Raw genomic sequence first — 18,140 nt, forward strand, 5'->3', positions numbered from 1 at the left:
AGCTCCAAAATTTCACATTACTAATCAGCTTTTCAGCCTTAACTGAACCGTATTGCCGTATAAGCGGGTTGATTAAGTATTTTTTACAGTGCGATCGCAGCCTTCTCAAGATTTAGATTCTTTGGAAGATGAATTAAATAATTTAGATAAATTCTATAGCAATTAGTATTTATATTCTGCCTAAATCAGACCATGCTTGATAAGCAAAGAGGATAAAATTTCTCGTCATACACAGACAGAGATGCAGCGAAGAAATATATCTCAATCTTTCGTTGAACAAAGTATGTTCAGTTTAATTCCCCAGCAAGACAGGCACTTCTGTTTTGATGCCTAATTAAAATCCCCGTCACAAAACCTAATTGCGAATTAGTTTAATCTGTTCTTAAGGTCAACCTTCCCGCACCATCCAAACCAACATTCCCAATAGTATTTCCACTGGGGGAACGGTATAATCATTCAAATCAATACTCAATGTTTGCCCTTCTAATTTCAAAAATCGCCAAGCCGTACCACTGCTGACACTGCCATAAATTATCTTAATCGGTATATTATTGGTTTCATTGAATTTTTGTGCGGCAATCATTTCTGCTGCACATTGCCCTAAACCAGGTTTTAAATCACCTTTTTTGGCTTCAATAATCACGATTACAGGAGCTTCAATAAATATTTGTTCGGGTGAGCGGCTAATTAAAAAATCACATACTCCACTTAAGCCTAGCTCCGGTGCGACGGTAAAATCTTCACCCGAAAAAAAGCTGACTTTGCGTTCGAGAATTTTCCTAAATTCTACGAGGATAGGACTAATAATTAACTCTGAGCGCGCTTTTTCTGAACCAGTTGCTGTTGCTAGTGGTAGTCCTTCGCTTAGTGCTTCTTTGAGGTAAAGACTAGGTTCTATGGACTGCGTTTCTGGTAAAAACCGTCCATTTTCAACCGTAGTTAAGTTAAAGTCGCGTTTGACTTTTGATAGCGAGAAGTCACTATAAGACATTATAAATATGATTAAATATTAATCTATGAGTATTGATCTTATCGCGTTTATAGGTGTTCTGTTGAGAATGGGATCAACAAGAGCGATGCCTACGGCGGCAAGCTACGCAACTCTTGCATTGAGCCTCTACAGGTAAACCTGTGACATCAACAATGATTTCCAGATTGATACCTTTATTAATCATTTTGATGGCAATCTCCTGAGCTTTTTGTTCAATACCCTGTTCAATACCCTGTTCAAGCCCTTGTTCTAATCCTTGTGCAAGCCCTTTTTGTAGAATATCTTGATAAATTACAGATTCGCGCATCATATCACTGTGCAAAATTCTTTTAATCACATCTTTATTTAATACTAGCTATAAGCTTTCACTGCTGTTGATGCAGCAATATTACTGCGGACTCGGGTGTCGTTGAGTGCTTCAATAACCTGAGCAACTTCTTCTAAAGTTCGCGTTTGATCGTTAGTTTGGCTTAAAGCTGCAAACCGTAGCAAACCCGGAGAATTGAAAAATACTTCGGTTGGCTGTTCCCAAAGTCGGATGACTTCAAATCTGTGCAGGCTGTTTTCTATAGGACTGATATTTGATTTTTGAAATATACGTAGGGTGCGTTACGCCAAAGGCTAACGCACCCTACGTATATTTAGATTTTTTCACAAATCAAATCGGATTGCTATAGAACAAATTCTGTTTGATAAACTAACTTAGAATCAGTTGGTTTTAGATAAATTACCACCTGACGCATTCGCTTATGTGGAAATTTTCGATATGCCCGTAAGCGATAATCATTCATCCGAAAGGGAATATCGGCTTTAGGTGCGGTTTGGAATTCGAGATGCAAGATAATTTCATTCGACTGCAACAAAATTAGTGCATCGGCGCGGATGGGTTCAAGAGATAATTCAGAAGGACTAAGTTCGATGAGAGTTATTGGTTCACCGAGTAGCCAAGTTGCAAAGTCGCTGGAAAATGACTCTGCGAGAAACTTGCAGACATTATCAAAGATAGAGCAAATTATATCAGTTTAATAACAGACCAGAGAGCAATCGCCTACTGTAAACACAAAACCGCTAGAATTACAATTGCGGCGGACTGCAACCATCGTAATTCTGGCATTGTGGCGGATCGCTGCCTGCAAAATGAATCACTCCTGTTGCGCCTGTAACGGAGAATTGAGCCGTTGCAAGTGTTTTAGGTTGCGATTTTTTAGGCGGTAATGCATCGCTACAGGAACGAATTTAGTAATATTTGCCTCTTGACTAATGGCCCCTAACTCCTGACCATTAACTAATGACTCAAGTAGATATTCTCATCCTATCAAATGGCCCAGGTGAGGTAACAACCTGGGTGCGTCCAGTAGTGAAGGCGTTGCGGCAAGAACTAGGGGATGACCGTTTTGTACTAAGGATTTCTGTGGTATTATCACCTTGCTCAAATGCCAGTGGTAAAGAAGCAGCGATCGCTCTTTCTTACCCAGAAGTAGACAGAGTTCAGGGAGCAGAGCATTTTTGGCAATTTTTGGTTTGGGGCAAAACATTTGAGAATTGGGACTGGAGAAGTCGCGGTGTAGTCGTCTTCCTCGGTGGCGATCAACTTTTCCCTGTAGTTATAGGCAAAAAGCTCGGATATCGCACAGTGGTTTACGCCGAATGGTCAGCCCGTTGGCATAACTGGATTGACCGCTTTGGCGTAATGAAAGCTCAAGTTGCTGCCCGTGTTTCGCAAAAATATGCCCACAAATTCACTGTTGTGGGAGATTTGATGTTAGAAGCTAGTAGTAATTCCACTGACAAAGCGCAAAGTCTGAGCGGAGGTTTTCTCGGAGCAGAACTTTGTAAGAGAGGACAAATAACTGACTTGATTGGTATCTTACCGGGTTCAAAAGCGGCAAAATTAACCCAAGGGATACCTTTAATGTTAGCGATCGCCGAATACATCCACAGCAATAGACCTCAAACCAAATTTGTGATTCCTGTCGCTCCAACCGTCGATTTACAAACTTTAGCTAGTTTTGGCGATTCCCAAAAAAACCCTTTTGTGGAAACTTTTAGCTTTAGCGGTGCTTCCTTAATTGTCGCAGAGGACTCTAGAGGTAAGGCATTGCTAAAAACAGCAAGTGGTTTAACTATAGAACTGTCGCAAGAAAACCCTGCATATCACTTATTATCCCAATGCTGTGTCTGCTTGACTACAGTGGGGGCAAATACTGCCGAACTCGGTGCTTTAGGAGTACCAATGATTGTTTTGCTGCCAACACAGCAACTTGACGCTATGCGTTCTTGGGATGGTTTACCTGGGTTGTTGGCAAATCTGCCAGGAGTCGGTACGCCCTTTGCTAAGGTGATTAATTGGTTATTCCTGAGATTTGTGAAACGCAAAGGTTTATTAGCATGGCCAAATATCTGGGCACAGGAAGAGATAGTGCCAGAACTTTTGGGTAAACTCCAACCGCAAGAAGTTGGGGAAATGGTTTTAGATTTATTAGCGCATCCAGAAAAATTGGATAATATCCGCACAAAACTTCGTAATATTCGCGGCGAAAGCGGTGCCGCGCAAAAATTAGCAACTTTGGTGAGGGAACAAATTGATAAATTTTGAAGATTAGAATTAAGGTAAAGTAAAATTGGTTCGTAGCGACCAATGAATCGCTCACTACGAACCATTTTAAGAACTAATTATGACCGCACCACCTAGTATTATTCAACTTATTGATCATTTTCACGCCTCAATAGATTTATATCGGGCTGGTAGTTTAAATGAAACACAAACTAGAATTGAATTTATCGATCCATTTTTTGCAGGGTTAGGATGGGATATTAGAAATGAACAACAAGCTTCTGATATTTATAAAGATGTTGTTCACGAAGATAGTTTAAAAATTACTGATGCCAAAAAAGCCAAAGCCCCTGATTATAGTTTTCGTGTTGGTGGAGCTAGAAAGTTTTTTGTCGAAGCTAAAAAACCTGCTGTGAATGTAGGAACAAATATTAGTGCTGCTTTTAAACTTAGGCGTTATGGATGGTCAGCTAAATTACCCCTGAGCATTCTAACTGATTTTGAAGAATTTGCAGTTTATGATTGTCGAATCATGCCGAATAAAAATGATTCAGCATCGACAGCTAAAATTAAGCATTTTAACTATACAGAATATGTGGAAAAATGGGAAGAAATTTATAATCTTTTTTCTAAAGAAGCAGTGTTAAATGGTTCCTTAGAAAAATTTGCTGAAACTAAAGTTAAAGCAGGGATTACTGTTGATAAAGCTTTTTTACAGGAAATTGAAAATTGGCGAGAAAATTTAGCTGCTAATATTGCTTGGCGCAACCTGGAAATTAAACAACGGGAGTTAAATTTTGCAGTGCAAATGACAATTAACAGAATTGTCTTTTTACGTATCTGCGAAGATCGGGGAATTGAAATTTATGAACAGTTATTTAATTTATTAAGATTAGAAAATATTTATGAAGAATTAGGGCGTTTATTTAGAAATGCAGATTATCGTTATAATTCTGGCTTATTTCATTTTCAAACTGAGAAAGGACGGGATGATCCAGATGATTTTACCCTGAATATTAAAATTGATGATACCACTTTAAAACCAATTATCAGAAAACTCTATCTTCCTGAAAGTCCTTATGAGTTTTCAGTTATTCCGGTGGAAATTTTGGGACAGGTTTATGAGCAGTTTTTGGGTAAGGTAATTACTTTATCAGCAAGTCGTCAAGCATCTATCGAAGCTAAACCAGAAGTGAGAAAAGCAGGAGGTGTTTATTACACTCCTAGCTATATTGTTGATTATATTGTTAAACAAACTATTGGTAAAGTTTTAGAGGGTAAAAAACCAGAAAAGATAAAAGAAATCACAATTCTTGATCCGGCTTGTGGTTCAGGTTCTTTTTTAATTGTGGCTTATCAGTTTTTATTAGATTGGTATTTACAGCAGTATCTTCAAAATCTCAATAAAAAAGATAAAAATAAAGTATATCAAACTACGGGTGGTAACTTTCGTTTAACTTCAACTGAAAGAAAGCGCATTTTATTAACTCATATCTATGGGGTGGATATTGATCATTTCTGCTAGTCAAGGAAATTATGATATTTATGTTGTATTTTTAGAAAAGGGATTGAATTTATTGAAAAAAGATGGTCGTTTAGGTTTTATTTTACCCCATAAGTTTTTTAATGCTCAATATGGAGAATCTTTAAGAAACTTAATTTCACAAGGTAAATATATTGAAAAGATTATTCACTTTGGATATCAACAAGTATTCACATCTGTATCAACTTATACTTGTTTGTTATTTTTGAGAAAATCACAGCAATTTAATTTGCAAATGGAGAAAGTTATTGATTTAATAGATTGGAAAATTAATAATAATAGTCAGACAGGAATAATTTCTCATCCATTAGCTTCAGCCTCAGAATGGAATTTTATTCTTGGTAAAGATGGCGAATTATTTGAACGACTGAAACAGATGGAGGTTAAACTAGAAAATGTTACAGATAGAATTTTTCAAGGCATAAAAACCAGTGCTGATAAAATATACATCGTTCAAGAGCTAGCACGTCAAGATAATTTAATACAAGTTTTTTCTAAAGAAAAGCAAAAAACATATTGGCTAGAATCTAACTTACTACATCCTTTAATTAAAGGTGGTGATAGCAAAAGATACAATCTGTCTAAAACTAATAAGTTGATTATTTTTCCTTATGAAAATCAGAATAGGAGTTCAATTAAATTAGTCCCGATTAATATAATTAAAAGTAAATATCCTTTAACATGGAATTACTTATTAGATAATAAAATTTATTTAGAAAATAGAGAAAAAGGTAAAATGTTGGGAGATAATTGGTACGGATATGTCTATCCGAAAGCCTTAGATATAATGTCTTTACCTAAACTATTTACTCCTGATATTGCAACAGTTTCATCGTTTACATGGGATAAGACAGGCAAAATTTTCTTTACAGGTGGAGTCTCTGGAGGCTATGGAATTTTAGTCTCATCAGGATATTCATGGGAATATATCTTAGGACTATTGAATAGTAAAGTCTTAGAATTTTATGTGAAACAATCATCCACATCAATGAGGGGCGGTTATTACAGCTTTGAATCTCGTTTTATTCATAACCTTCCTATTCGTATTATTGATAATTCCCAAAAAGCCGAGAAAAATAAACATGATTTGATTGTTAATTTAGTAGAAACAATGCTCTCACTTCATCAACAACTAAATGAAGCACAAACACCCCCAGCTAAAAAAAGAATTCAACAACAAATTAATGCCACAGATAGACAAATAAATCAATTAGTGTATGAACTCTATGGATTAACTGACAGGGTAAGCGCATCTCAAACACTCTTGACACGGACGTTTTAGGGTTCACCCAAAGCACAAATAAGTTCAAACTTACTATACTGAGCCAAAGGGTGGGATTGAGATTTTCATCTTTATGTGGTTAAAAAACATAAAAAGCTATTTGACCCATGTTTTTTCAATCATTTACGACAATTCGTCCTATTTTGAATGAAAAATTGATATTTAGATAGAGTTTCAAGCTTTTTATCTGTATCAAGAGCTACAAAATTAGATGCGCTTACCCTGGATTAACTGATGAGGAAATACTTCTTGTTGAAGGTGCATGAATTCAATCCGAAGACTCTCCATTCCTGCGCCCAAGTTCAAAAATGCCAGCGCCCATACAAGCTAATATTCCTGTACTAATTCCCCAACTCTCACCTAAACTAATTTCCAGACCCCAGTTACATAAAGCACCAACTACCAAAAAAGGCGTGATGCTAAATAATGAGGCATAGAAAGCGTTTTGGGATTCTCTAGCTTTACGAGTCTTTTCAAATTCTGACTGGCTGGTGTAAAGCGATCGCTCCGCAAAGTTAAACCAGCGATTGAGTTGCTCGATTACCCATTCACTGACTCTGGAAAAACCTAGATATAGGGCTAAAGACCACAAACTCGTTCCGGCGATCGCGATCGTATCTAACTCAAAGCGGAAAGGCAAAATTTCAGTCAGCATGGGTTATGGTAGTCCTGCAAAGGGTCAACTTTAGCTTTGATGTAGATGCTAAATAAACCTCTTGTGCAATTTTAAGCATAAAGGTTAACAAGATTTCAACTACTTGGCAACCAGTTTTGTTCACATAAGCGTTGCCAAGCTTTCCGAATATGTTCAGGTTTAAATAACTTGCGTTTACGATCACTCCATTTATGCACAAGAGCGATCGCTTCTTCACTATCTTTTGCTGTGTTGGGCTGTTTGGTGGCAACCCAGTGAACTGTCGCTAATAATTCCATCCCATAAGGCGTTTCAAAGCCGTATATGAGTTTGCTAACTCGCTCTAAATGCTCTTGGGCTTCTGTTTCTGTTTCTAAAAAAGTCTTTGCTGCTTTTCTACCTTCTGGCAATACATAAATGCTTGCTCTGCCAGTACCGTCACCATAACCAAGAATGTAATGACCTTCTATATGTTTTAAAACTTGGTTAAGGTTGTCAGCGTAGGGGCCATATAAATGCTTTTGATAGGGTAACTTGAGCAATTCCCCTGCTTCTTGGAGAAAATAGGCAAGTTTTTGAATTTCTAGCTTGGTTAACTCATAGCCTGGAATACCGTAAGCTTCGAGCAAGTAAATGATTAGGGCGCGGCCACGGGTCATGTTGGGCTTTTTGGTTGCAACCAGCATCGTTTCTGCTGCTGGTGCGCCTGATGGCTCAAAAATAATCACTTGCACATTAGGCAGTTGGGCAAAGGCTGATTTGATTAAAGGCTTAACTTCTAGCCAGTTTAAGCCACCGTTGCCACATCCTAACGGGGGAATGGCAATTGAGGTAATACCTAATCTTTGCACTTCTGCAACTAAGGACACCAGTCCACTTTTAATGTCAGCTATTTTGGACTTGCTTTTCCAATGGGCTTTAGTGGGGAAGTTAATAATATATTTGGGATTAAACAGGCTACCTGTTGCCACGGTAAACATCCGCCCTGGCTGCACTTCTCCCGCACGACAAGCTTTTTCGTATTGACGGAAGTTTTCAGGATAGGCTTGCTTAAATTGCAAGGCGATACCTTTACCCATGACACCGACATTATTAACGGTGTTAACTAGGGCTTCGGCGTTTTCTGCTAGTAAGTTGCCTTGCTTAAACTCAATCATCTCCCTTCACTGGCTATATATATATGTACTATAATTCTACTTTTATCTCAAAGTTTTTAATAGTACCATTTAGAGCAAACTTTTATTGGGGTTTGAATGTTAATTTTATATAACATTTCTCTAACTTGTGTTTGAATTGTGGTGTTAATGACTCCAATTTCTTGAATTAGTTGCCAGGGAAAAAACTGATGCACTAAAAACTCGGCTTGTCGTCGGCGTTTTCTGTCCCCGTCTTCTTCTGTATCAGCCCAGTAGGTGGCTTCCATTATTTCCCAGTCAATTAGTTCATCTGCATACAAATATTCAAGTTCATCAAAAAAAGCTGTATATTCCATAGCTACGTGTCCGTCCGTACCTACAAAAGATAGTCCCGCAGCATCAACAACTTCTGCACTGGAAACTAAATGGAGAATTGGTGTTTGTCCACCACTATATTTGTCTACACTCTTTTTGTGATTGGCGTAAAGCATGGGAGAGCGAGGGGCAAAATAGAACGGTACATAGTCATGTAAAGATCCACCAGCACCACAAGGAACACGAGTCATTCCTCGTCTATCTTGGATGTGTCCATAAGCAATATCAAGGTATTTAATTGTTTCTTTCCGTAGCCTACTGTTTGCCATCAATCCACCTGATTTGAGAATGGAGGGTAAGTTGTTGATGTGGGTGATATGGTAGATAGGCGTGGGCATTAGCTTATGCAGTTGTAGATATGGCTACATTATTTTTAATCTGATTGACTCGTACTTTGCCTTTTCAGGACAGAAACCATAACGGAAACACCCCTCAAATTTTAACCCTCTCTACAATAGTTTTGACAACGCGGACATCTATTTTAGCAATCGATATCAATCCAGATTTTGCAGCCCCATCGCAATCTTACTATGCTTCTCAATTTGCCCCATCACTTGTTTTGCTCGTTGAATCACCACCGCAGGTAAACCCGCCAACCTTCCCGCCTCAATTCCATAAGACTTATCAGCGCCTCCCGGTTGGACTTGATGCAAAAAGATAATTTGGTCGGGTAATTCTTTCACTGTCACCTGATAGTTAGCCACATTCGGCAAAATGCTAGCCAGTTCATTTAACTCGTGATAATGAGTCGCAAAAATCGTTCGCGCCCGAATATCCACTGCGATATATTCCGCCACCGCCCAAGCTATGGAAAGGCCATCAAATGTCGCTGTGCCGCGGCCAATTTCATCTAACAGTACCAGTGACCTAAATGTGGCATGGTTGAGAATATTCGCCGTTTCATTCATCTCTACCATAAACGTAGATTGACCAGTTGCAAGATCATCTACTGCACCTACACGGGTGAAAATGCGATCGCATATTCCCAATCTGGCAAACTTAGCTGGTACAAAACTACCAATCTGCGCCATTAACTGAATTAATCCCAGCTGACGCAAATAACAACTTTTACCACTAGCGTTTGGCCCAGTCAGAATGATCAAATCGGGGAGTGGGGAGTCGGGAGTGGGGAGTGGGGAAATTTCTTCTTCACTACTCCCTACTCCCGATTCCCTACTCCCTAATTGAGTCGAATTCGGCACAAAGAAACCCGCGGGTAAAGACTGTTCCACTACCGGATGACGCCCATCAACAATGTTTATCTCCCTTCCTGACAACATTTCTGGACGACAGTAACCTTGATGTACCGCCAATTCAGCCAAACCACACAACACATCCGCCGCCGCCACTGCACGAGACAGATTACGAATTACTTCCGCCTCTTGTGCTACCTCTTGCCGCAACGCCGTAAAAATCTCATATTCCAACTGATTTAAATCATCCCGCGCCGTGAGAATCCGCGCTTCCCGTTCCTTCAAATCAGGGGTGATGTAACGTTCCTCATTTGTCAGGGTTTGCTTGCGGATATAATTAGCTGGTACTTGATCAGATTTGGTGCGGGAAATACTGATATAATAACCAAAAGTTTTGTTAAATCCTACCTTCAGTGTCGAAATTCCCGTCTTAGCCCTCTCATCAACTTCTAAATTGGCAATCCATTGCTGATCTGCTTCTACAGTTGCTTTCCTTTCATCCAACAGGGAATTGACGCTAGGGCGAATTAATCCGCCTTCCTTGATTTGTATGGGTGGCGACTCTACAAGATGCGCGTGTAACTTTTGTGCTAGTTCTTCCAACACACTTGGGACTTTCTGCAAAGCTTTGAGGAAGGGAGAATGCGCCTCAGTTACTAAGCTGGATAATTCTGGTAAGCGTGAGAGTGAATCTGCCAAAGCTACTAAATCTTTAGCATTAGCCATACCAGAACCCGCCCTTCCCGTCAAGCGTTCTAGGTCATAAATTTGCCGTAACAACTGCCGCAAATCTTGACGTAAAAGCGTATTTTCCATCAATTCTTGGATGGTATCTTGCCGCGCCCGAATGCCTTTAATATCGAGTAGGGGTTGCAACAACCACCGCCGCAGAGCACGCCCACCCATTGCTGTACTAGTTCTATCTAATGCCCAGAGTAGGGAGCCGTGAAAAGTGCCATCCCGGACGGTTTGAGTAATTTCCAGGTTACGACGGGTTTGATTGTCAACAATTAGGTAGTCGGTGACAGTGTAGCTGCGGAGTCTTTGAAGGGTGACAGGGTTTTCTTTTTGAGTATCTTCCAAGTATTCCAGAAGACCGCCAGCCGCACGGACGGCGAGGGGAAGATGATCACAACCGAGTCCTTCGAGCGATCGCACCTTAAATTTCTGCAATAATCTAGGTCTAGCTTCGGCTTGGGAAAAGGGAACTTGCGATCGCAAACTATAACAAAATGATGGTGGCAAACACTGGGGAAGATGTGGCGAAGTTTCTCCCGGACGCAGCAAACTACCTAAATCGGGCGCATTTGTGGGAACCAGCACTTCCGAAGGTTGCAAGCGCATTAATTCCTGTGTCAAATGTTCTAAATCACTACCTTGAGTCGTGAGGAATTCGCCAGTAGAGATGTCTGCATAGGCTAAACCCCAATGATTTGCGGCAATTACTACTGCTGCTAAGTAATTATTGCGACTTGACTTGAGCATTCCTTCTTCCAGCAAAGTGCCAGGAGTCAGGATGCGCGTTACCTCTCGCCGCACCAATCTACCAGCAGCTTCCGAAGCATCTTCCACTTGGTCACAAATTACTACTGCATAGCCTTTTTCTACCAGCAGTGTCGTGTAGCGTTCCCATGCGTGGTGCGGAACACCCGACATCGCCACCCGTCCCTGTTCCCCAGCTTGCTTACTAGTAAGAACTAATTCCAATTCTTGCGCTAGTTTTACAGCATCTTGGAAATAGCATTCAAAGAAATCTCCTACCCGATACAGCAATACCGCGTGAGGGTACTTATCCTTCGTCTCGACATAGTGCAGGTACATTTGACTTAGCTTGCTGCGGTCTACCTGTCGATGGTCGGAAATAAAAGTACTCGCGTCGGGTTTGTTAGATGGAGTTTCAGAATGAGAAGCGGTCATAGATGCTACTGAGTTACGCACGGAAATTCCCCAATATCAGATGATAGCTTGATGTTAGAGAGGAATGGCGATCGCTGAAGAATTTTTTACCCTTCGTTATATTAGCGTGCTGATGCATCCATTATTGCTGTTAAAGTGGTGAACAGGCGATGTCTTGTCTACGACACGCTACGCGAACGCCAACACCTTCGGTGAACGCAGTATGGCGAAGCTTGGCGAACTTTAGATACATTAGACTTATCCACAAATAAACCTCAAAATAGCTGAAACCCTTACATAGCTGGCTTTTTAGCTTATATAAAACAGGAACCTCTAAAACCCTCTCCAGAGCTAGGTTTCAGCCAAATAAAGTTCTCATTTCCGGATAAGTCTATTGAGAGGTTGTAGTTCAATTTCTTCACCCTCACTTCCATAAGAAAGGAAGTTTTATAATCGCAGAGTGCGGATAAATACTTTACCTTTGATTCAATTTTCCTATTTAGTTAATTATCTATTCTATTAATGTCATAGATACTAGTAATTACGCATGTAAATTCCACAATATTCGATGGTAACGTGATGTTGGAGGTGAATGGCGATGCCTACGGCGGACTACGCCTACGCTCAAGGAGATTTTACCCTTTTGGTGCGATCGCATCGCCGTATAGAAGTATTAACAGAAACTTTTCAGAACACAACTCAAAAATCTTATAACTTTAATCCTAATTCCTGTCGCAGACGATACAGAATTGTGTTCTGGTCAACTTGAGAAAGAATTTCTTGAATGACGCTGCTAGCGCCCAACTGTCCCCAAGTGCAGCCTTTTTCAAGATACACTTGAGCAGCTTTGCCAACGGAGTATGCTCCATAACCGGCGATACCAGCTTGAGCGATCGCACTGCCAGCAAAGGCAGTAATATTGCTGGGATTGTCACCACTGGTTATTGCAGCTGTACTCTTACCCAAACCCAAAAGGAAACTACTGCCTAATTCTAAGAGCAGCAAGCCACCGGAACTAAATAAAATCGTTTTTAAAATTTTCCCGGCTTCATAGCTAGTCATCGGCAAACCATACAACCTAGCTAGAGCGCGAATTAAAGCCAAATCGGCAACAGTTCCGCCAAGGATATCTAAAAAGGCGATGGGATTGAGCATTACTACCAAAGCTTTATATTTGGTAAATTGCCAAATGATATTTTCGGCTTCTTGTTCGCGTAAATCGATAGTTTTTTGAGCGATCGCGGCTTCTGCATCCCGTGCTTGGATCAGTGCATTTAAAGCCAGAAGCGATCGCCCTTCTCGATTCAGAATATTCAGAATTGTCTCTTTAAGTTCATCTACTTGCGGTGGTGGTGTCTCCCATTCATAACTGACACGACCATCAGACCACTCAACCCGTACTTCCATTGGGGCTGGTTCTGCCGCCACCATCACAATTTCATCAGGTAATAGAGGCTTCGCTTTCGGATGTCCTGCACCCAGTTGTTGCAAATTTTGGTAAATCGCTCCCTGATCTGTATCTGGGTAAAGGTCTATCTTGTTAAATACCAAAATCAACGGTTTTTGGGCTTGCCGCAATTCCAGCAGTGCTTGATACTCAGTGCGCGTGATATCACCAGACACGACAAACAAAATCAAATCCGCCTGATGTACCACTTCTCGTGCCATATCTGCCCGTGACTCACCCTCAATTTCATCTAATCCCGGAGTATCAATTAACTCTACTAGCACCTTACCACCGGGCTGCCAACGGACGGAACGGGGCCATTGAGTGACACCGTTGAGTGGCCCAGTTTGCAGAATCTTCTCTCCTAGCAAGGCATTTAAAACTGCTGACTTTCCACGACTCACTAAACCAAAAGCGGCAATTCTAATGATGTTAGAGTCAAGCTTGTTAAGTGTGGAATTCAAAGCTTCCAATTCCGGTTTCATCAAACCTGCCAATTCTGGGTTAGATGAAAACTGTCCTGACTTGCGAAGATATCCATACCAAGACAGCGCTTGTCTGAGACTGGCACGGGCACGATTTAAGTGAGTTTCTTGCAGATTACGCACGAAGTTAGGTTGATTCAAGGTTGGACAAACAACAGGCTACATATCCATTTTGATCTAATTCCCAGACGATTAACCTATTTTGTCAAATTAAGCAATTATTCTGATTGTTTGCATACCTTCTTTGTGCGCTATCCATTTAGAACATGGGACTGTGTTGATTATCCCAACACTTGCGATCGCGCCAGTTTCTCCCAGTATGTTGACATTCCGATGCATTATCTATCCAAGGAATCGATGTAGAGTGGTACGAGGTTCCAATGGAAGCGAATAAGCTAGCAGTGAATAGGGGCAATAAGAAGGATAAAGTTATCAATGTACAAATCGGTAGAGTGATTAAATATCCAGTGAGCAGCACAATATTGCTATGAGTCCAAAAAACTGTGCCTATTTGATTATTTTTTCTGCCAGTTTTTAAGCTAGTTGTTGAATTCGATAAATGCATAATGCAACCCTATTAATGTCAGTTTATATAGCAATCCCATTTTATTTGTCAAAGCCAAGCTGACTGAGAGTTAGCCAGATCAGGTTTTAGCTCTCAGTATATTTAGCAAAAATCAAATAGGAGTACTATGCGAGTGCGTATTCTTACATAAGAACATTATTGAAGCTATACACTCTGATGTCAAATGTGTAAGTGACAACTTCTTATAATTTTTATTATTTGGACGCTAAAAAATGTTTTTAATGAAAATATGTTGAAGTTTGAGCGATTCCCATTACGTAAACCGTGGCAAATTTAAATTACAGCCTTCTTTTGCCGGTGCTGGATTGTGGTATTGCGATCGCCTTCCGGGTAAACTGGAAATTTTCCTTCCCGCCGCAGCCTTTCAGCAGGGAGACCATTATTTCAGACTTGCTGGTGAGTGTATCCCTAATTTGGTTAGCTGGTTAGCAAAATTTTGCCTGATACTGGCAGTATAGAAGTAGCATTAATTCTTTTTTATGCCTAGAGACGATAAATCCGAAGCTTCAGGAAGGGATGCATCTGCGATCGTTGGTTATGAAGATTTTTTAACTGAATTAAAAAGCCGAATTTCTAGCGCTCAATTACGAGCAGCAGTTGTAGTCAATAAAGAATTAGTATTACTCTACTGGCAAATTGGGCGAGATATTCTGAATCGCCAACAGCAGCAGGGTTGGGGAGCAAAAGTTATCAATCGTCTGGCGGCTGACTTGCAGAAAGCTTTTCCAGAGATGAAGGGTTTTTCACGTACTAATCTCATGTAGATGAGAGCATTCGCTGAGGCTTACCCAGACGAGCAAATTGTCCAACAAGTTGTTGGACAAATTCCTTGGGGTCATAATGTCCGTATATTGGATACTATTAAAGACCAGATGGAAAAATGCAAGTAACGCATTATCCACTAGATGAAGCATATCAAAGGATTAGGTTACGTACAAAAAAAACCGAGTTTTCACCACAAGAAATAGCAAACGAAGTTGCAAAAATTCGGAGCGAAATAAACGCTAAAACAACTAAAGATTCTGATTTAATTTATAGTGTATTCCAATGCAGAGAAAAATATCTTTAACCTACAGTCGGCTGGCGTCGATGCTGCAAAAACCACTCATACAACTCTGGATTATTATATGTCTGCGTCCACGAGTCGTGTTCGGCTTCCGGGTAAACTGTAAATTTCACATTCCCGTGGCGGGCTTTGAGTGCAGAAACCATGATTTCAGACTCCTTTAAGGGAACGACATTATCCCTTGCTCCGTGAAATGCCCACACGGGAAGATTTTTCAACTTACCTGCTGCTTGGGGGTTGCCACCGCCACAGATAGGCGCGATCGCGGCAAATCTTTGGGGCTGTGCTGCTGCTAAATGCCATGTTCCGTAACCACCCATACTTAAGCCGGTCAGGTAAACCCGATCTGGATCAACATAGGATGCGTAGCCGTTTTGGGGCTTGTGTCCAGACATCACCTGATCCAGAAGGACGCTCAATCGTTCTATATTCCAATATTCACCGCGCGGACATTGGGGAGAAATAACAATGAAGGGAAAGTCTGGCTGTTGTTCAACAATTTTGGTAACACCCTGCTTTTTCAAATCATCTAAGTTAGAACCTCGCTCACCCGCACCATGTAAAAATAGGATTGTTGGCAAAAGTGGCTGTTGTATTTCATTGCGATCGCCTCCGGTGGGGCATAGTCCATCGGGCAAGAATAGCAGGTAGTTGTAGCTGTTGGTAAAAGTAACTTGCTCTTGTTTTGAGGGCATAATGTTCGTATTATACAATGTCATCGGGGGCTAAGTATTCCAGAAATCGAGTGGGTGGCAATGAATTGCGGGTTTGGCATCAGCGATCGCCATCATCTAGATGAAGATGGTGTAATCACCGGGCCTATAACAGATGAGTTAGCAATTCGTGGTGATCACCACGAATGGAAGCGCCTGATGAAAGCTAATTTCAAACTAACCGCACTCTTGAATTGAACATCATTAGGCAATTCAAATGAAAAGACCTGGATTTATTGAGCGTCATCACCTGTGGACAGAAATCCAAAAAGAAGCATCTGAAAAGATCAAGGCTGTTGTCAAAGAACGGGATCTATTGTTGATTCGTACCGCTTGGTCAGACCAGCATGGCCTTGTTCGCAGTAAGTCGCTCTTACCCCAAGCGTTTTTAAGCGCCTTAGAAAATGGTATGCAAATCAGCACAGGGACATTCCTGTTTGATACTGGTGGTGCAATAGTATTTAACCCCTTCATTCCCGGCGGTAGTTTAGACATGTCTCAGATGACAGGTGCGCCAAATCTTGTGGCTGTTCCTGACCCTCATACCTTCAAAATTGTGCCTTGGGCAAAACGCACTGGCTTTATCCTCTGTGACGAGTACTTTCAAAATGGCCAGGTAATGCCCTTTTCCAGTCGCGGTATTTTGCGCCAATCATTGGTAGAGTTACATCAAAGAGGGTTGGAGCATATTGTCGGCTTAGAAGTTGAGTGGTATCTGGCAAAGTTGTCAGATCCGATGTTAGCGATCGCTCATGTTGGTACTTCTGGAAAACCCGGTGAACCTCCCAAAGTTAGCGCCGTAGAGCATAGCTTCCAATACCTTTTAGAATCCCACAATCCAGAGATTCACGACTTACTGCGCGTTTTGGCAGAAAACTTAGTTGAAATGGAATTGCCTTTAAGGAGTGTAGAAAACGAAGGAGGTGCCGGTCAATTTGAATTTACCTTTGACCCAATTGGAGCATTGCAAGCTGCGGATACAATGACCATATTCCGAATGGCGATCAAGCAAATCTGCCGTCAACAAGGTTACATCGCATCGTTTATGTGTCGTCCAGGACTGCAAGGTTGTTCTTCTAATGGCTGGCATTTGCACCAATCCTTTGTAGACCGAACCACAGGCGAGAACGCTTTCATGTCTGCAAACACCAAAACCCTAATTTCAGATTTAGGTAAACACTTCATTGGTGGTCTTCTTAAACACGCCAATGCTGCTTCTGTGTTCACAACCCCAACAATTAACGGCTACAAAAGATTTAGACCTTATTCCCTAGCCCCTGACCGTGCTGGGTGGGGGTTGGAAAACCGAGGAGCAATGATTAGATTACAAGGCGGTTTTGATGATCCCACCACCCACATTGAAAACCGAGTTGGAGAACCAGCAGCCAATCCCTATCTGTATATGGCATCACAATTGATTTCTGGGTTAGATGGTGTAGCTCATAAACTTGACCCTGGCTCCCCGACAGAGGAACCTTACACTACAGAAAATCCGACTTTACCCAAAAGTTTGCCAGAGGCGATTTCATATTTGAGCCAAAGCGAACTTTTTTCTCAAAAAATGGGGCAGCAGTTCATAAACTTCATCATTAAGATCAAACAGAGTGAAATTAATCGCTTTTTGCAGTCCGTCGCTGATCAGCCACCAGAAGACTATTTAAAGCAGGTGACTAACTGGGAGCAAAGAGAATATTTTGAATTATTTTGAGTTGAGTTTGGTTTAAAAGACTTCCAAAAAATGAAATCAGCAGTAAATCATAATGATAATCATTTTTATAAAATAGTGGTCAAATAAATTATTTTTCAACTATTTCGCTAGTTATAGTTTGCAAAATAAGGAGTGAACATATAGTTCAGCTTTTAAAGTAAAATACACTTATAGCTATTGGGCTAAAAAATTTACTGTGTAAGCTTTTCCAACATACATAAAGGCTGTTAAATTACACTTATAGTTTCTGTAAATCGCTCAACTTGTTTATGTACTATACATTTGCAAGAGATGCTTTAGATCACACCTATTGCGTAATACCATTTCTTTGTGAGGCTGCGCTAAACCCTTTTAACTTCTTTCTTTCTTTCTTTGCGGTTCGTTTTTCTTTCTTGTACTTAAATATGGTTTAGCGCATCTTCATACAGAATTGGTATAAGTAACAAAAAGTTGCGCCTTATTTCCAAATATGACTAGGTAGTGGTAAATATGTAGTGAAACCTGATAATTTCTAACTCAAATTATTCATTT

General features: G+C 40.6%; 16 protein-coding genes and 2 pseudogenes. 7 read left to right on the forward strand and 11 right to left on the reverse strand.

Annotated elements, in window-relative coordinates; genetic code table 11:
* Positions 1–388: 388 nt before the first annotated feature.
* From PUQ00_RS27470 to PUQ00_RS27485, 4 genes and pseudogenes are all read right to left on the reverse strand, one after another.
* Positions 389–991, reverse strand: coding sequence for a hypothetical protein (locus tag PUQ00_RS27470; protein ID WP_300422580.1), 603 nt, complete (start codon positions 989–991; stop codon positions 389–391).
* Between the two features lie 73 nt (positions 992–1,064).
* On the reverse strand, positions 1,065–1,301 hold the full coding sequence (locus tag PUQ00_RS27475; protein WP_300422583.1) for a hypothetical protein: 237 nt from the start codon (positions 1,299–1,301) through the stop codon (positions 1,065–1,067).
* Between the two features lie 41 nt (positions 1,302–1,342).
* Positions 1,343–1,483, reverse strand: coding sequence for a hypothetical protein (locus PUQ00_RS27480; protein ID WP_300422584.1), 141 nt, complete (start codon positions 1,481–1,483; stop codon positions 1,343–1,345).
* 182 nt (positions 1,484–1,665) lie between these two features.
* Positions 1,666–1,995 (reverse strand): annotated as a pseudogene (locus PUQ00_RS27485) (Rpn family recombination-promoting nuclease/putative transposase); the annotation flags it as partial.
* A gap of 284 nt (positions 1,996–2,279) precedes the next feature.
* On the opposite strand from PUQ00_RS27485, the gene PUQ00_RS27490 reads away from it, so the two are divergent.
* The 3 genes from PUQ00_RS27490 (at position 2,280) to PUQ00_RS27500 (ending at position 6,370) form a co-directional block, all read left to right on the forward strand.
* The gene (locus PUQ00_RS27490) at positions 2,280–3,587 is read left to right on the forward strand and encodes a lipid-A-disaccharide synthase (protein WP_300422585.1); all 1,308 of its coding nucleotides are present in this window, start codon (positions 2,280–2,282) and stop codon (positions 3,585–3,587) included.
* A 79-nt stretch (positions 3,588–3,666) separates the two neighbouring features.
* Positions 3,667–5,070, forward strand: a complete 1,404-nt coding sequence (locus tag PUQ00_RS27495; protein WP_300422587.1) for a DNA methyltransferase — start codon at positions 3,667–3,669, stop codon at positions 5,068–5,070.
* Entirely contained in the window at positions 5,054–6,370 is a 1,317-nt protein-coding gene (locus PUQ00_RS27500) for a TaqI-like C-terminal specificity domain-containing protein (RefSeq protein WP_300422588.1), read from the forward strand. Before PUQ00_RS27495 ends, PUQ00_RS27500 begins: the two co-directional genes overlap by 17 nt.
* A gap of 268 nt (positions 6,371–6,638) precedes the next feature.
* Here PUQ00_RS27500 and PUQ00_RS27505 read toward each other — a convergent pair whose 3' ends face one another.
* The 6 genes from PUQ00_RS27505 to PUQ00_RS27530 all read right to left on the reverse strand — a co-directional run bounded on the left by PUQ00_RS27505 (position 6,639) and on the right by PUQ00_RS27530 (position 14,101).
* Positions 6,639–7,025, reverse strand: a complete 387-nt coding sequence (locus PUQ00_RS27505) for a hypothetical protein (protein ID WP_300422589.1) — start codon at positions 7,023–7,025, stop codon at positions 6,639–6,641.
* Between the two features lie 95 nt (positions 7,026–7,120).
* The gene (locus tag PUQ00_RS27510) at positions 7,121–8,161 is read right to left on the reverse strand and encodes a macro domain-containing protein (protein WP_300422590.1); all 1,041 of its coding nucleotides are present in this window, start codon (positions 8,159–8,161) and stop codon (positions 7,121–7,123) included.
* 56 nt (positions 8,162–8,217) lie between these two features.
* Positions 8,218–8,853, reverse strand: coding sequence for a DUF4433 domain-containing protein (locus PUQ00_RS27515; RefSeq protein ID WP_300422591.1), 636 nt, complete (start codon positions 8,851–8,853; stop codon positions 8,218–8,220).
* A 156-nt stretch (positions 8,854–9,009) separates the two neighbouring features.
* A complete protein-coding gene (gene mutS, locus PUQ00_RS27520) occupies positions 9,010–11,625 on the reverse strand; it encodes a DNA mismatch repair protein MutS (RefSeq protein ID WP_300422605.1) in 2,616 nt (871 codons plus the stop codon).
* A 687-nt stretch (positions 11,626–12,312) separates the two neighbouring features.
* On the reverse strand, positions 12,313–13,659 hold the full coding sequence (locus PUQ00_RS27525; RefSeq protein WP_300422593.1) for a GTP-binding protein: 1,347 nt from the start codon (positions 13,657–13,659) through the stop codon (positions 12,313–12,315).
* Between the two features lie 136 nt (positions 13,660–13,795).
* The gene (locus PUQ00_RS27530; RefSeq protein WP_300422595.1) at positions 13,796–14,101 is read right to left on the reverse strand and encodes a hypothetical protein; all 306 of its coding nucleotides are present in this window, start codon (positions 14,099–14,101) and stop codon (positions 13,796–13,798) included.
* 260 nt (positions 14,102–14,361) lie between these two features.
* Here PUQ00_RS27530 and PUQ00_RS27535 point away from each other — a divergent pair, with 260 nt between their 5' ends.
* Positions 14,362–14,580, forward strand: coding sequence for a hypothetical protein (locus tag PUQ00_RS27535; protein ID WP_300422597.1), 219 nt, complete (start codon positions 14,362–14,364; stop codon positions 14,578–14,580).
* A gap of 21 nt (positions 14,581–14,601) precedes the next feature.
* Positions 14,602–15,012, forward strand: a pseudogene (locus PUQ00_RS27540) (DUF1016 N-terminal domain-containing protein).
* Between the two features lie 175 nt (positions 15,013–15,187).
* Here PUQ00_RS27540 and PUQ00_RS27545 read toward each other — a convergent pair.
* Complete coding sequence (locus PUQ00_RS27545; RefSeq protein ID WP_300422599.1) at positions 15,188–15,883, reverse strand: prolyl oligopeptidase family serine peptidase; 696 nt, start codon at positions 15,881–15,883, stop codon at positions 15,188–15,190.
* A gap of 60 nt (positions 15,884–15,943) precedes the next feature.
* Here PUQ00_RS27545 and PUQ00_RS27550 point away from each other — a divergent pair, with 60 nt between their 5' ends.
* Both PUQ00_RS27550 and PUQ00_RS27555 read left to right on the forward strand, forming a co-directional pair.
* Positions 15,944–16,099, forward strand: coding sequence for a hypothetical protein (locus PUQ00_RS27550; RefSeq protein ID WP_300422601.1), 156 nt, complete (start codon positions 15,944–15,946; stop codon positions 16,097–16,099).
* A 19-nt stretch (positions 16,100–16,118) separates the two neighbouring features.
* A complete protein-coding gene (locus tag PUQ00_RS27555; protein WP_300422603.1) occupies positions 16,119–17,609 on the forward strand; it encodes a glutamine synthetase family protein in 1,491 nt (496 codons plus the stop codon).
* Positions 17,610–18,140: the final 531 nt, after the last annotated feature.

The sequence above is a fragment of the Nostoc sp. S13 genome (genome assembly GCF_029379315.1).
In the GTDB taxonomy this organism is placed as follows: domain Bacteria; phylum Cyanobacteriota; class Cyanobacteriia; order Cyanobacteriales; family Nostocaceae; genus Nostoc.

Coding starts and splice junctions, on each gene's coding strand:
- PUQ00_RS27470 (WP_300422580.1), bottom strand. CDS start 991: ATGTCTTATAGTGACTTCTCGCTATCAAAAGTCAAACGCGACTTTAAC.
- PUQ00_RS27475 (WP_300422583.1), bottom strand. CDS start 1,301: ATGATGCGCGAATCTGTAATTTATCAAGATATTCTACAAAAAGGGCTT.
- PUQ00_RS27490 (WP_300422585.1), top strand. CDS start 2,280: ATGACTCAAGTAGATATTCTCATCCTATCAAATGGCCCAGGTGAGGTA.
- PUQ00_RS27495 (WP_300422587.1), top strand. CDS start 3,667: ATGACCGCACCACCTAGTATTATTCAACTTATTGATCATTTTCACGCC.
- PUQ00_RS27505 (WP_300422589.1), bottom strand. CDS start 7,025: ATGCTGACTGAAATTTTGCCTTTCCGCTTTGAGTTAGATACGATCGCG.
- PUQ00_RS27510 (WP_300422590.1), bottom strand. CDS start 8,161: ATGATTGAGTTTAAGCAAGGCAACTTACTAGCAGAAAACGCCGAAGCC.
- PUQ00_RS27515 (WP_300422591.1), bottom strand. CDS start 8,853: ATGCCCACGCCTATCTACCATATCACCCACATCAACAACTTACCCTCC.
- mutS (WP_300422605.1), bottom strand. CDS start 11,625: ATGACCGCTTCTCATTCTGAAACTCCATCTAACAAACCCGACGCGAGT.
- PUQ00_RS27530 (WP_300422595.1), bottom strand. CDS start 14,101: ATGCATTTATCGAATTCAACAACTAGCTTAAAAACTGGCAGAAAAAAT.
- PUQ00_RS27545 (WP_300422599.1), bottom strand. CDS start 15,883: ATGCCCTCAAAACAAGAGCAAGTTACTTTTACCAACAGCTACAACTAC.
- PUQ00_RS27550 (WP_300422601.1), top strand. CDS start 15,944: ATGAATTGCGGGTTTGGCATCAGCGATCGCCATCATCTAGATGAAGAT.
- PUQ00_RS27555 (WP_300422603.1), top strand. CDS start 16,119: ATGAAAAGACCTGGATTTATTGAGCGTCATCACCTGTGGACAGAAATC.